14 protein-coding genes are annotated in these 13,961 nt (G+C 56.5%); 8 read left to right on the top strand and 6 right to left on the bottom strand.

All coding sequences use genetic code 11. The features are described from left to right. Positions 1–1,005: a 2Fe-2S iron-sulfur cluster-binding protein gene (locus KYE_RS01950; protein ID WP_039881781.1), complete on the top strand. Its 1,005-nt coding sequence runs from the start codon at positions 1–3 to the stop codon at positions 1,003–1,005. A gap of 1 nt (position 1,006) precedes the next feature. On the opposite strand, the gene KYE_RS01945 is transcribed toward KYE_RS01950, so the two are convergent. The 6 genes from KYE_RS01945 to KYE_RS01920 form a co-directional block, all read right to left on the bottom strand. Continuing rightward, positions 1,007–2,248, bottom strand: a complete 1,242-nt coding sequence (locus KYE_RS01945) for a heme biosynthesis HemY N-terminal domain-containing protein (protein ID WP_008169886.1) — start codon at positions 2,246–2,248, stop codon at positions 1,007–1,009. Next, positions 2,245–3,369 (bottom strand): uroporphyrinogen-III C-methyltransferase, encoded by a 1,125-nt coding sequence (locus tag KYE_RS01940; protein WP_008169884.1) that lies wholly within the window; start codon positions 3,367–3,369, stop codon positions 2,245–2,247. Before KYE_RS01940 ends, KYE_RS01945 begins: the two co-directional genes overlap by 4 nt. 8 nt (positions 3,370–3,377) lie before the next feature. Next, positions 3,378–4,187 carry a uroporphyrinogen-III synthase gene (locus tag KYE_RS01935; protein WP_008169882.1) on the bottom strand — a complete coding sequence of 270 codons (810 nt, stop codon included), beginning with the start codon at positions 4,185–4,187 and terminating at the stop codon, positions 3,378–3,380. Beyond that, the gene (gene hemC, locus KYE_RS01930) at positions 4,168–5,109 is read right to left on the bottom strand and encodes a hydroxymethylbilane synthase (protein WP_039881791.1); all 942 of its coding nucleotides are present in this window, start codon (positions 5,107–5,109) and stop codon (positions 4,168–4,170) included. The genes KYE_RS01935 and hemC overlap by 20 nt, the downstream gene beginning before the upstream one ends. Positions 5,110–5,202: 93 nt before the next feature. Then, positions 5,203–5,952: a LytR/AlgR family response regulator transcription factor gene (locus tag KYE_RS01925; protein WP_008169880.1), complete on the bottom strand. Its 750-nt coding sequence runs from the start codon at positions 5,950–5,952 to the stop codon at positions 5,203–5,205. A gap of 29 nt (positions 5,953–5,981) precedes the next feature. Then, positions 5,982–7,022 carry a sensor histidine kinase gene (locus KYE_RS01920; RefSeq protein ID WP_008169879.1) on the bottom strand — a complete coding sequence of 347 codons (1,041 nt, stop codon included), beginning with the start codon at positions 7,020–7,022 and terminating at the stop codon, positions 5,982–5,984. 210 nt (positions 7,023–7,232) lie between these two features. Between KYE_RS01920 and KYE_RS01915 the strand changes: the two genes are divergently transcribed. From KYE_RS01915 to KYE_RS21765, 7 genes are all read left to right on the top strand, one after another. Beyond that, complete coding sequence (locus tag KYE_RS01915) at positions 7,233–8,372, top strand: tyrosine-type recombinase/integrase (RefSeq protein WP_008169878.1); 1,140 nt, start codon at positions 7,233–7,235, stop codon at positions 8,370–8,372. After that, positions 8,369–10,015, top strand: a complete 1,647-nt coding sequence (locus KYE_RS01910; RefSeq protein WP_008169877.1) for a phage integrase SAM-like domain-containing protein — start codon at positions 8,369–8,371, stop codon at positions 10,013–10,015. Before KYE_RS01915 ends, KYE_RS01910 begins: the two co-directional genes overlap by 4 nt. Next, complete coding sequence (locus tag KYE_RS01905) at positions 10,012–11,865, top strand: tyrosine-type recombinase/integrase (protein WP_008169875.1); 1,854 nt, start codon at positions 10,012–10,014, stop codon at positions 11,863–11,865. The genes KYE_RS01910 and KYE_RS01905 overlap by 4 nt, the downstream gene beginning before the upstream one ends. Continuing rightward, positions 11,849–12,259 (top strand): hypothetical protein, encoded by a 411-nt coding sequence (locus KYE_RS01900; RefSeq protein ID WP_008169873.1) that lies wholly within the window; start codon positions 11,849–11,851, stop codon positions 12,257–12,259. The genes KYE_RS01905 and KYE_RS01900 overlap by 17 nt, the downstream gene beginning before the upstream one ends. A gap of 303 nt (positions 12,260–12,562) precedes the next feature. Beyond that, positions 12,563–13,054: a hypothetical protein gene (locus KYE_RS01895; RefSeq protein ID WP_008169871.1), complete on the top strand. Its 492-nt coding sequence runs from the start codon at positions 12,563–12,565 to the stop codon at positions 13,052–13,054. Between the two features lie 23 nt (positions 13,055–13,077). Then, entirely contained in the window at positions 13,078–13,545 is a 468-nt protein-coding gene (locus KYE_RS01890; RefSeq protein ID WP_008169869.1) for a hypothetical protein, read from the top strand. Between the two features lie 94 nt (positions 13,546–13,639). Next, on the top strand, positions 13,640–13,961 hold a 322-nt coding region (locus KYE_RS21765; protein WP_008169867.1), incomplete at its 3' end, for a hypothetical protein.

Raw genomic sequence — 13,961 nt, 5'->3', positions numbered from 1 at the left:
ATGGGCAGTGAACATCGGGCGGTGCGGCTTTGGCCCTCTGGTATCGCCTTCAATGCAGCGTCGCAGGCAGACCTGCTAGGCGCTGCCGCGCGGGCTGGCGTAGCGGTGCCGGCAGCCTGTCGCAACGGGGTATGTGAAATCTGCGAGGCCCGGTTACTGAAGGGCGCCGCGCTTAATACCCGAAACCAACAGACTATAAAGATCGGCGAGCGCTTGATGATGTGCAGAAGCATCGCGCTCACGGATCTGGAACTGGAGATATCCGCCGTTATGGCAGCTGGAAACAATCAGCCTGGCAAGTTTCAGGCAAAGGTCGTGGACGTACGTTCCATCAGTCACGATGTCTATCGCGTTGAGCTGCAGCTTCCGCGGCGTCGGGAACTGTCGTTTCACGCCGGGCAGTACCTGTCGGTTAATCTGCCTGACGCAGACCCCTGTTACTTCTCCATCGCCAGCAGTCCATCGGCCCAGAACATCGAACTGCATATCCAGGCGACCCCGGAATGGGTGTCCGCGCAGAAGGTTATTGATGCCCTGACGTCGGGCGGTGAAGTGACCGTGGAATTACCTCATGGCAAAGCGTGCCTTGCATCAGCGCCAACGAAACCCTTGTTGCTGGTGGCTGCAGGCACCGGTTTTGCCCAGATGAAGAGCCTGGTGGATTACCTCTGCGAAACCTCCTACGACCAGCCGGTCAAGCTTTACTGGGGAGTGCGTCGGCATGAGGACATGTACCTTCGCGCCCTGGCACAGCAGTGGCAGGACGAGTGGCCCCGCTTCACCTTCCTGCCGGTAGTGGGCGATGATGAGGATAACGACTGGGCCGGCCATCACGACCAGCTGGTTCGTGCGGTTCTTGCTTCCGGCATGGACTGGAACAATGTGGAAGTCCATGCCAGCGGTTCGCCCACCATGGTCTACACCCTGATGGATGCCCTGGTGGATGCGGGCCTGCCCGAAGAGGCGTTCTTTTCTGACGTGCTGGAATACGCACCGAGGACCTGAATCAGGCCCTCGGCATCGGCAGTTCCGGCAGCCCATTATCCTTGGCCAGCCCCTGCATCAGCAGTTTGACACTGGCTTCTTCCTCGCCCATATGGGCATTCAGGCGGCTTAGTTCCGCCAGTGCCTCCCGGCTACGCTTCAGCCGGAGACTGGTTTCGAAATATTCCCGGGCCTTGCCCCAGAGCTCGTTGCGCAGGCTTAGCCGGCCCAGCGCCAACAGGAGCTCGGGGTTATTCGGCCGGTCCTTCAGCCATTGCTCGGCCAGCAACAGCTGCTCGTCGGGCTTCTGACCTTTCACGCGCCCGTAGAGGTTGATCAGCTCGTCGCTCCAGTGGTTGCGCAGTACCTTGCGCAACAGGGTTTCGGTCTGAACCTCGTCGCCAAGGCTGGCAAGCAGTCGGGCATAGTCCCGGATGGTGTATTCGTCGCGGCGCAGGAAGCCCGGCAGTTCGTCCCAGAGCCTGGTCAGCGGTTCCAGCGACGCCTCGGGATCCTGTTTCTGCTGACGCCGGCAATCCTCTGCGGCACGCTCCAGCAGGTTGTGCCAGACCTGGCGTTCGAGGTCATTGAGTTCCGCTTCGGGCAGCACGCTGCGCTTTCGCAGTTCGGGCAATAACCTGGACAGTTCACGCCAGTCTTCCAGGCGCAGGTAGGTGTTCTTCAGCAGCTTCAGTACGAAGGGATGATGGGGCGACTGTTTGCGCAGGCGAACCAGCGTGGCCAGGGCCTGCTCCAGCCGGTTGCCGGCCAGTTGCAGCTGCGCCTGGGTGATGCCCACTGCCATGTCAGAGCCCGGGGTGCTGTCGAAGGCCTTGCGCAGCAGTTCATCCACGGCCTCGTGATCACCAGACTCGAACGACGCCTGGGCAGCGGCCAGGTAGTTGATCAGCGGCGTGTCGGCATGGCTGGCGGAGGATGTCAGCAGTTTCCGGGCTCTGGGCCAGTTGCCCTCCGCCAGTGCCAGAAGACCCTGGGTGGTCCGCCGCCGGGCCCGGCGCTCATTGCCCCGGGCAATCCAGCCAGCCACCAGACCGGTGCTGGTTCTGAGCCTGCGTATCAGGTTGATGGTCAGTACGGTCAGGACGATCAGGGCAACGATAACGCCCAATCCCACCCAGAAGTTGGTTTCGATCAGGTAATGCCCCAGGCTGATCCGGATGTAGCCCAGATCGTATTGCAACCCCAGGGACAGTCCGGTGCCTATCAGCAGCGCCAGCAGGATGATCAGTAACAGGCGAATCATGAATCATCGCCTCCATCGTCACTGCTGGTATTGTCCTCGCCATTGCCGTTGTTGGCATTAAGGCGCCCTGCCAGACGTTCCTTGAGCAGGTCCAGGGACTGACTGATATCCGGCAGTTCCGGGTCCACGTTCTTCTGGGCCAGCTCGGCCAAGGTGTCACGTAGGGCTGTGACCCGGGGGTTGCTGGCGTTGTACCAGTCGTCAATGGTGGTCCGGGCTTTGGTAAGGGCTCGCTCATACAGTGGCTGATTGCCTCGCAGCACGGCCATTTCCGCTTCTTCCAGCATGAGCTGCAGGTTGAGGCGGGCATAGGCGCTCTGATCCGGGGACAGTAGGGGCTTCACCGGCTCGTCCATTCGACGGACAACGACCACCTGCATCAGGGTGGCTTTCACCTTGTTCCAGGCCTGCGCCAGGAGGCCGGGCTCGCCGTCGGCGTCAGCCTCCTGTTCCGTACCGGCGTTAACAACAACGCCGGGCGCGTTCTCGCTGATCAGGGCCTGGTCGGTGAGCTGGTGAATGCTGTCGATGGCGGCTTCCAGTTTCAGGTAGAGACCGGTCCGGTCCACGCCGGTAAGACCCTTGAGCGCCAGGATTTCACGGGCGAGCTGCTGGCGAACCGGGTACACACCGATGTCGTCGGATTCGGCCAGTACTTCATCGGCGGCTTCCAGGGCCGACATTGCGCCGCGAATGTCTTTCTCGATCATCAACCGCTGATTGGCAATGCGCAGCAGGTATTCCGCCTCTGCCAGCAGCCAGTCCGTGCGTGTGCGATTTCCGGCTTCCAGCAGTTCACGGGCATTGTGGTCGATCTGACGCTGCTGGGTGGCGATCAGCTCCCGCTGGCTTGCCAGTTTCTCTTCCAGGGACTGCAGGCGCTGGCTCTGCTGGCTGCCGCGGTCACCATAGCGATCTTCAAGCTGGGCGGTGTCCTGTTGCAGGCTCTGGAGCGTCTGCATCACGGCCTGGTGGTTGTTCCACTGTTGCCAGCTCCAGAAGGCCAGGGCGACAGCGATAATCAGCGCAATGATGGCAACAAGCCATATTGGCCAAAGTCGCTGGCGGGCTGGTGGTTCCTTGGAAACGGTTGCGGGCAGTTGATTCGTAGTGTCTGTCACGGGCGTCCTTACTTGGCTTTTCCGGAGCCACCGTTCCGGCCGGCAAGTTGCGCAGCAACCGTGGCCACGATGTCGTTATCGGCAAGGCTTCCTGGTATACACGGATTTCGGAATCCCGCTGCCCGGGCCTGTTCGGCAACCCGATCTGCGGGAACAATCAATAACCTATCGTATAGATTATGGCCGCTATTCGCACATAGTGCGATGAGATTGTTCAAGGTTTCTCCGGACAGGGCAATGATGGCCTCCGGAGCAAAGGTATCGAGGGTGGCCCGGATCTGCTCCGGCGGGTGGTCCGGGCGAAAGCGACGATACAGGGGCAGGAGGGTAACCCGGGCGCCCCGGGACTCCAGGGTTTCCCGGATCAGTTCGCGCCCGGTTTCACCACGGGCGAGCAGAACCCGTTCGCCTTGCAGCTTTTGCAGTGACGGCAGCGCCAGGAGCGCCTCGCTGGTCCAGCCTGCGGGCGGCCTACGTGGGCTCAGGCCGTGTTCGGCAAGCACTGCCGCCGTGCCGGCGCCAACGCCATACCAGCGGATACCCATCGGAATCTGGGGCCACCAGGTGTCCACCTCTTCCAGCAGACGGCGGGCGGCAAAGGGGCTGACCGCGATCACGTGGGAAAACTCATCGAGGCTCAGGATAAGAGTCCGCCGCTCGGGCGTTTCCGGCAGGGGTTCCCGGTCAATCAGTGGCAGGATGCGTACATCGGCACCGGCTGAACGAAACCGGCTGGCCAGCCGGGAGGCCTCGGGTTCGGGCCGGCAGATCAGAATCCGCCGGCCGTTCAGGTCAGGCTCAGGTTGGTGTGTGGCCATAGATTTCAGCCAGAACCCTGTCGGCACCGAGAGCCAGCAAGTCCTCGGCCAGTTCCCGGCCCAGGCGTTCGCCTTCAGCCCTTGGCGCCCGGCCTTCGACCCGGAAGACCTCAGTGCCATCAACGGCGCCCACCAGGCCCCGCAGCCAGAGCGTGTCATCATCCTCAAGCAGGGCGTAGGCTGCGATAGGAACCTGGCAGCCGCCCTCAAGACGCCGGTTCAGGGCCCGTTCGGCCTTGACGCGATCCGAGGAGTCCTTGTGGTCCAGAGGTTCCAGCATGGCCAGCAGGTCGTGGTCATCTACCCGGCACTCGATACCCAGGGCGCCCTGGCCGACCGCCGGAAGCGAAATCGTATCCGGCAGGCAGTAGCGGATGCGGTCATGGAACCCCAAACGCTTCAGGCCGGAGCTGGCCAGCACGATGGCTTCGTATTCGCCGGCATCAAGCTTGGCCAGACGGGTATTGACGTTGCCACGCAGCACGCGAATCTCCAGGTCCGGGCGATAGGCCCGAAGCTGGGCCTCCCGGCGCAGGCTGGCAGTGCCGACCACGGCGCCGTGGGGCAGGGCGTCAACGTTGTCGTAGTGATTGCTGACGAAGGCGTCGGTCGGGTCTTCCCGCTCGCAGATAGCCACCAGCCCCAGCCCTTCCGGAAATTCCATGGGCACGTCTTTCATGGAGTGCACTGCCAGGTCGGCCCGGCCGTCCAGCATGGCCTCTTCCAGTTCCTTGACGAACAGGCCCTTGCCGCCGATTTTCGCCAGGGGCACGTCCAGAATCTTGTCACCCTGGGTCTTTATCTTGACCAGTTCCACGGTGATGTTGTCGTGCAGCCTTTCCAGTTCGGCCTTGATAAATTCCGCCTGCCACAGCGCCAGTGCGCTGCTGCGGGTTGCAATGCGAAGGGTACGTTTGGACATGACGCTCACTGTCGGTTCGAAAAAATGTCCGCCAAGGTTACCTTGTGGCGGCAGAAAAGTCCCGCGGCTACCACCTTTGGGAGTCATGCTGGTTCAGCCTGGCTGGTGCTCCTGAAGCCACTGGCGCACGTTGCTGGCATGGCGGCGGCTGACCGGGAGCTCGCCCTGGCCGTCCCTCAGCACCACCAGATTGTGGCCATCCGGCGTCCGTTTCAGTGCCTGGATAAAGCGCACACCTACCAGCGTGTTCCGATGGATTCGCAGCAGGATGCTCGGATAACTGTTTTCCAGCTCTTTGAGGGTATAGTCACACACGGTCTCACCCCGGGCGTGATGAATGGTGACGTATTTCTGATCCGCCTCACAGTAGAGGATTTCCGACAGATCGATCAGCTCGGTGCCCCGGTGCGTGCGCACCGCCAGCTGCTCCTGACTCTGGCCGGTCTGCCCATTCAGCGCCTGCAACTGCAGCCGGTTGACCCTGCCGGCCCGGGCCAGAGCATCCGCCAAGGCCTCCTTGCGAACCGGTTTGAGCAGGTACGCGACGGCCTGCACGTCGAACGCCTGGATGGCGTAATGGTCGTAGGCGGTGCAGAAGATCAGCGCCGGTGGATTGGCCAGCTGGCTAAGTCTGCTGGCGGCCTCCATGCCGTCCATGCCCGGCATCCGGATATCCAGCAACAGTATGTCTGGCTCCAGTTCCGCCACCTGTTTCAAGCAACTGTCGCCGTCTGCAGCTTCGCCACAGACCCGATACCCCGGAACCGCCTCCACCAACCGGCGGATGCGTTCCCGGGCCAGGGGTTCGTCATCGGCGATCAGGACGCTGCGGGTATCAGTCATGTCTTGTCTCGGTTCCGTTGGTCAGGGGTTTATTGTTTTCGGGCGCTCTGCTCGCCGGCCTTCCGTCGCGGCAGTCGCAGGGTAACCGTGTACACATCGTGCTGGTGGCTGTGTTTGAGCACCGCCGGCTCACCGAAAAGCGCCCGTAGCCGTGACTGAATGTTGGCCAGCGCCATTCGGTTGCCGTCATGTTGCTGGTTATTCTGGTCCGGCTTCGGGTTCTGTACCAGCAGGTAGACAAACTCGCCTTTGGCCTGGGCCTCGATCCGCACGGTGCCGCCGTCCGGGCGGGGCTGAATGCCGTGGTAGATGGCATTCTCCACCAGGGGCTGCAACGTGAGCGGTGGGATGGCCTGTTGCTCGAGGCCCTCCTCAATCTGCCACTCCAGCTTCAGACGTTCGCCCAGACGTAGTGCCTCGATGGCCAGGTAGCGTTGGCAAAGTGCCAGTTCCCTGGACAGCGGGATCAGCTGATCGCCGGTGCGAAGGCTGGCGCGAAACAGTTCCGACAGGTCCAGCACTGCCTCTTCCGCCCGTTCCGGGTTGACCGCAATCAGGCTGGCGATGGTGTTCATGCTGTTGAACAGGAAGTGGGGCTGTATGCGGGCCTGAAGCGATGCCAGGTGCGCCTGCATTTCCGCCTCCCGCTGCTGTTGCCACTGGTGTTGCAGGTAAAAATAGCGCAGCACCATGAGCACGATCAGTAACGCCAGCAGCATTTTCTTGGCCACGCCCTGCCAGACGGCCACGCCGTCCTGGGGGTGCAGTACGCTGTCGGCAAACAGGCTGAACGCCAGCACATCCAGCAGCACAATGGCGACGATGGTGGTCGTTGCCCCGGAGACGGACATTCGAGCAAGCCGCGTGCGCAATAGGCAGATCAGGGCGGCACTGGTGAGGGTGGTCCACTGCACGAACAGTGACAGCAGTCCGAAGTAATTCCAGTCGATCCAGCCCCGATCCGCCTGCACGATGGCGAGCACCAGAACCAGCAGTTCACTGGTCACCAGCAACAGGAACACGGCCCTCACCCGGCACAGGTCCGGAACGAAGAAGTCGGTCTCTGTCACACCTTTGTCCCCGTTACGGGGTGTCTCCTTTACCCGGGTCAGAATGGTATACTCCCGCCACGTTCAATGTACCCAGTTCCCGCCAGATGATGCCGGGCTGTCAGCAGGAAAGATAGACCATGTTTTGTACCACAAATAATGTAACTCTCCTGTTGCAGTCTTAAACCACCCCTTTATACTGAACAAAAATACAGTATTGGAGATCCGAGGGTGGAGTTCCTTCTTGCTACACCAGAGTTTGGAATCAGGGGCCACTCCTATGAAGGGTTCCCGATTCTTCTCAAATCCAATCATGATGTGTTTGTCGAAGGAATGGAATTTCTCGTTCATCACTGCTTAAAACGTGGAAGTGTGCAAAGCCGACGTAGTTGGGAAACGTTTGGAAGGGATCTGTGTGATTATTTCGAGTTCATTGAAGCCAATGGGTTTGATTGGAGAGAGCTTGATCACCGAAATCACGAAACCCTGTTAGCCCTGTATCGCGACGTTTCTTTTGATCGATTTAACCTTAGCGCCTCCACGGTAAACCGACGACTTCACCTGGTGATCAAGTTTTATCAGTTTGCCCTCAAACAAGGTTGGGTAAGCACGTTGCCGTATGACCTTGAAACGGTGAGAGTCAGACAGACAAAGGGTTTCCTGGCACACACAGACACGTCCGGGGGGTATGCCGTAAAGCCTGATGTACTGCTGAAAACCACGCCAACCAAGATCAAAGTCCTCAACAAAGAGCAGGTCGATGAGCTGCTGAAAACCATCAAGAACAAAACTCTCCGATTGATCGTTCGGTTGGCGTTGCTAACGGGTTTGCGTAAAGAAGAGCTGCTGACAATTCCAGTTCACTACATATCTGCACCCCGGTCGATCTCGGCTCGAAGTCATGTGGTGGTTGAGCTTGATCCCCAAGAGATGAGCACCAAGGGAGACAAACCACGGACGATCCATGTGCCGATATCATTGATGACGGATCTCTGGGATTACGTGATCCACGAGCGTCACGAAACGATCCGCAAACACGGGACAGACCCAAAAGCCCTCTTTGTAACCGCCAAGGGCAACCCCTGGAGCATTCGAACCTCGCTCAACAATCAACTGAACCGATTGAAGCTGTCGTTCGCCTGCCATCCCCACATCCTTCGTCATACATACGCGACGCACACGTTGAAATCACTGATGTCACGGAAGAGCACCGCGTTCAATCCGTTGATCTATGTCCGAGATCGCCTCGGCCACAGCAGCATCACGACTACGGAAAAATACCTGCATTTCCTCGACGACATCGAAGACGATTTGCGCACAAGCTATCAGAGAGAAATTGAAGAAACGGCGAAGGAGGCGGCCTGCGCATGAAAAAGGATTTCACGCTAGAGAGGCATGAGGTTGGTGTTCAGGAGTGTGGCGAGACTGCAATCGAGGGGACAATCACCACCGTTGATCAGGCGCGTGTTTCAAAACCGGCGAACACCGTCGTTGCGTTTCCCGAAAACGCAACAAGCGCCAGAAATGCGGACTTCGGGCCATTTTACGGCCAGGGCTATGACAACATCACCGCTGCCTGCCAACGCACAATCGAAAGGCTGGTCGCAGAAAGCGTCAAAACCAATGGAAAGTCTCTCAGCCCGAGCACGATTGCGAGTTACTGGAAAGATGGCTTTCGTAACTTTGCGCCCTTCCTGTCGTTACTCCACGCCGCTAGTGGTGAGCGCCTTACCATGGCCGATCTCGACGCCGACAGCATCAAACAATTCCTCCAGTACTTGAGAAACGAGCCCCTCAAATACGGCGCGCAGAAAAACTACTTCTCTCATACCAAATCTCTGCTTGTGGCATGCCATCGGTTCGGGTTCTGGCCAGAAGTGGATATGAAAACGGTCTGGCCTGCCAGTCCGTTTCCGAGTTCTAACAGGCGAACTAAGGGCCAGAGGGCGCTTAGCAAGAATGAAAAGCGGTTTTTGATCAAAGCGCTGCGAAAAGACATGGAGCGTATTGTGGCTCACTCGGAGCCACTGGGTCGCTATGACTTGGCCGTATGCGTCTTGTCCATTGCGCTGTCGACCGGAATGAACCTGACGCCCATCCTGGAGCTGACCACAGACTGCGTACAGCCTCACCCGCTCAAATCCAACCTGCGGCTGTTAGTGAGCTTTAAACGTCGTGGTAACGCCACGCAAGTTGTCGCACTGAGAAAGTCTGAGGAAGTGTCAGAGATGGCCAGTATCCATCTCTATGCCGCTGATGCCATTGATCTGATCGTTGCGAGGAACGCTACGACACGCGCCCAGTTCGATGACTCAAATCGGCTGCTGGTCTACGAGGGAACTCGTAGCAAGTTCGTGGGCAAAGCATGCCGACTGACGAACTCCATATTGAATTACAGCATCAACGCATTTGTTGACCAGCACCAGCTTAAAACGGACGATGGTAAACCGCTCACATTGAATGTCAGCCGGCTGCGCCAGACGCTCTTGAATCGTGTGTGGGAAATGTCGGGGCAGGACCCCTTGGTGGCGGCCAGAACAGGCCGACATGCCGTCTCAACGGGCAATGCCCACTACTGGGAAGCACCACCGGAAGCGGAAACCGACATGCGGTTTTTAGGCGAGGCGCGTGTTCAGGAGCTTCTTAGCCAGCCGAATATTATCGCCAGTGACCGAACACCCGTTTCGTCGTGCAAGGATGTCCGTCGCGGGCAGCGCGCCCCGAAAAACGGCGAGCCCTGTCAGGACTACCTCGGCTGCTTCCGATGTAAGAGCTTCGTGGTGACCGGCGATGACCTCTATCGCCTGTTCAGCTTCTACTGGGCCGCCCTGCGCAATTACGACACCTTCGGCGGCAAACGCTGGACCAAGTACCTCAAGCAAGTGATTCGACTGATCGATGAAGAGATTGCGCCTCACTTTGGTCAAGCGCTCGTGAATGAACAGCGCGAGAGAGCGAAACACCAGCCGCACCCGTTCTGGCGAGACCTGAGCATGGCGAGGATGGCGGTATGAGCAAGATTACCGGCGCAGAGGTGCTGGCCGACCGTGAACGTTTGCTGCGGGCTTTGCCCCAGGGTGAAGGACTTCACGGTATCATCACCACGGACCGGGCCGATGGGGTGTTATATGCGCTTTCCCGGTATGAAGACCCGGAGTGGTGGTTGCCCAGAGCCAAGAGCACTGGAAACCGGAGGGATTGCGAGCGGAGGATGGATTTTACCCGGATCAAAGGCGATCAACTGAGATCCGAAGCCAAAATCCTCATGGGCCGAACAATCTGGGGCGAAAAGGCGCTGAGCAATGCCTCGGTCTTCACTATTTTCCAGAATCTGGTGCTCTGGCTGAACTGGTTGCACGACCAGGGGATCTCCGGTCTGGCGCAGGTCACGCCTCTCGTAGCGGTCCGCTACGTTCAATACGTCCAGCGTTTGACCCCGCCGCATAAGCCGGGGAAACAAATTAGCAGCATGACGAAGTGGAATCGCTTGTCGACTGTGGAACGAAGCTGGAAATTACTGCGCGATACCTCCCACGGATTTGAGCATCCATGGCCCGAAAGCTCGGCTATCGCGCTGTCCGGACATAAGAGATCAAACAAGGCCAAGACTGACATCATTCCTGATGACATTCTTCGGCAACTGTTCCAGCACGCCGAATTTCTGCTCAATCGAGCCGACGACTTGTTGAAGCATCGGGATGCCCTAGCTGACTTCCAACCCTGTTCTAAAAACCATAACGATCAATGGGAGGAGCGGGTCGAGTTTTTGAAAACCCGAGGTTGGGATCAGGGGCTAGGTGCACTGGGTACGACACTGCGCGACCTGCGTGACGGTTGTTTCGTGATCATTCTGGCGACGACCGGTATCCGGGCCCATGAACTCGGAAACATCCGGAGGGATCAGTGGTACAGCGAAGTTCGAGATGGCGAGCGGTTCTACTTCCTCGGCTCACGTTCGGACAAAACTCATGCGGGCGAAACATCATGGCTGTGCCCGGAGATTGCGATTGAGGCGGTAAAGGTGCTGGAGCGGCTGGTAGAGCCCTTGCAGGCTGAACTTGAGCAGGCGCTGAAAGAAGCCAAAGTAGTGGGAGACCTGAACAAAGTGACTTGTCTTGAAAAGTGCTCAGGTTGCATCGGTCTGACCAAGTTAACGCAAAAGAGAAACAGTATTTCTCTGCTGAGTGGCCTCGCTCTGCACCGAAGGCTCGGGAAGTTTGCGAAGGACCTCGGGATAGATTGGAAGCTTGCTTCACACCAATTCCGGCGTACTTTTGCTAACTACGTGGTGCATCACAAGCTGGGTGACTTGCGGTATCTGCGAGATCACTTCAAGCACTGGAGCCTGGATATGACCATCCTGTATGCAATGAACGAGGCGCAGGATCTGGAGCTCTATGACGAAATCTACGCCGCTTTTGACGGCAAACGTCAGGCGATTGTCGGTCATTGGTTGGAGCCTGATACTCGGCTTTCCGGTGGCATGGCCGGCCATATCCGCCAAATGCGAAGCCGCTCGGAAGAAGTCCGTACCTATAAAGATCGGAAAGAGATGATTGAGGCCATCAGCGAGCTGGTGTACCTGCGGTCCACCGGCATCGCCTGGTGTACCAACGATACCGGCGTGGACTGTGCAGGCGGCCAATGCGAGGATTGCGAGCACGGTTGTATTGACGATAGCCAAAAGCCGTTCTGGGAAGGACTTTACCTGCAACAGATTGAGCTTCGACAGATCGATGATCTGGATGACTCGGGATCAAAGACGGTCGAGCGCACCATGGAACGCTGCGAGAGGGTGTTGACCGATCTCGGCGTGGACATCAACCGTCTCAAGGAGCAACTGACCGATGTCGACGTCATCTGAATCCGAGACCCACAAGCGTATTCGGCTGGCCATTGTTCGATTGGAAAAAGGCCAGCCTAAGGTCGTTGAGAAGGGCAGGAAAGTCTCGGTGGCCGCTGTTGCCGAAGAGGCCGGAGTCAGTCGTGCCTTGATCCACAAAGACTACCCAGACATGCTGGAACGCATCCGGGGCAATTCCAACAAGGCGATCCAGAGACAGCGTGACGAGAAGCACGAGAAACTCAAGGAAGAGCGTTTCAAGAATCGTCAGTTACGGGAAAAAATCGTAGATTTGACCGAGCAGCGCAACGAACTTGCTTCGAAAAACGCGACTCTTGAACTCGAAAATCGCCGGCTCTCGGCAATCTTGGAAAGTAAAAACGTTAGAGTTTTTAGGGGGAAATCGGGTGAGTAGCGCTACGCAGATTTTGGCCAGAACCTTTTTCTCCCGCTTCTAAACAAAAGCGAACACTCGAATCAGGGCTTTCTTCCGGAGCTTCCAACCTCATCACATCCATTTGATCCAGTATGATTGGCGGAGCAATTTCCAGACTCTGAATGATTACATGGCAGAGATGACCTTGCTCGGCTAAGCTGTTGTTTTACTATTTTATGTGCAACGCGATTGATAGTACAAAGTCAGCAATATTGACGCAGTTCAATTTCTGCAATGATAAAGCGTGCTGCCTAATTGCTGTTAGAAAATAGGAGAAACCGGTTGCAAGATTATCTTCCATCTGTCGACTTCCTTATTGGCGGTGTTGTTGTTGGGCTTATTTTGGCTGGAGTAAGTGCTTATTTTAAACGCCGTAAGCTATATATTATTGTTCCGAAGCTATTCTCTCACAGCGAACTGTCCTCCTCCGGTCAAGTCATAGAGCTAAATGTCCGTAACAAAGGGGCAAGGACGGAGGAAGATATACGCGTAGCGTTGAACCCAAAACTTAGCTATGAAGTGATTGCATCGACGCTACCCGGGTTAACTGTTTCCCATGGTGGTGTCATACATATCCAAAGACTCTCAAAGTCTGAAGAAGTTAGTATAGTTCTGACTGCGGAACAGGGAGAGTTTTTGCAAGACTCCGTTCTATCCATAAGCTCTAAAGAAACTAAGGGTGAAATTAAAAAGAAAACACAAGACGCCGAAGATACAACCGCTCTTGAAGCAGCCATAGTTCTGACTTTCGTTTTTTGTTTATGCCTGCGGTAGGTTATTTCGGCGGAAATATAATCATGGAAGAGATCGTGCCAAAAATGAATACGGAGGTCGAAAGACACCAAGCTCTGAAAGCTTCTTTGAGTGATTCGGGATGGGACGACATTAATCGGTTCGTAGATTCCGATACCTTTACAAGTTTTGGCGGAGAATGGCCATTTAATGTTTCTTTCCCAACTCGCAATGGCGAATTGCTGGTTTTTTCCATTACATTCAAAAATAAGACTGCCCAAGTTATGGAAGTTTCGGTTTACACTCGATCTGTCTTTGATGATAAGGAGTTTTACAGAAAAAATGGTTACTGGCCGGACGATTCGGTCTCAAGCTTTCTTATACCGAGTGGTGCCGAAGTCCAAAAATCAATCGAAACTTATTTACCATACGAGTCTGAGAATAAGGTCGTCCGTTTTGACTTTTTTATAGAGACAGAATCAAATGCCTTTAATCCGAGCTATACATGGGTTTCAAAGGAGAATGATTTCTAACAAGTGCAGGCATGGCAACGCCCTTCACATTGCGTCTTCGGCTCCATCTAAAGGGCGTGCATGCTGCAATAGTTATATTTAAAGGACTCAAATATTGTATCTAGATGAGCCTAAAACACGGAGTGATCTCAAAATATTCGCTTTGCTGGCGCTGGTTGCGCTGGCAATCCCTATTATTGCTCTTCTTGTTCCAATCCGGCCCGCCGAGGAGCCTTTGGGAGTCTGGTTTCAGCGAAGTGGATCTTTGATGACGGTGTTATGTCTAGTTTTGGATCTTAAGGTTTTTTCGATCCATGGCAGATTGTTTCCGTCAGGGTTCGTGAGCGTAGGCTTTGATGAGTTCAAAGAGAAATATCTGCCCATCTACAAAGGGTTAACTATTTTGCTGCTGTTCCTTACTGCGGTTGGCACAGTAA

The sequence above is a fragment of the Marinobacter manganoxydans MnI7-9 genome (genome assembly GCF_000235625.1).
GTDB lineage: Bacteria > Pseudomonadota > Gammaproteobacteria > Pseudomonadales > Oleiphilaceae > Marinobacter > Marinobacter manganoxydans.
The sequence above is the reverse complement of the archived record's forward strand: the minus strand, read 5'-3'. Positions and strand labels throughout refer to the sequence as shown.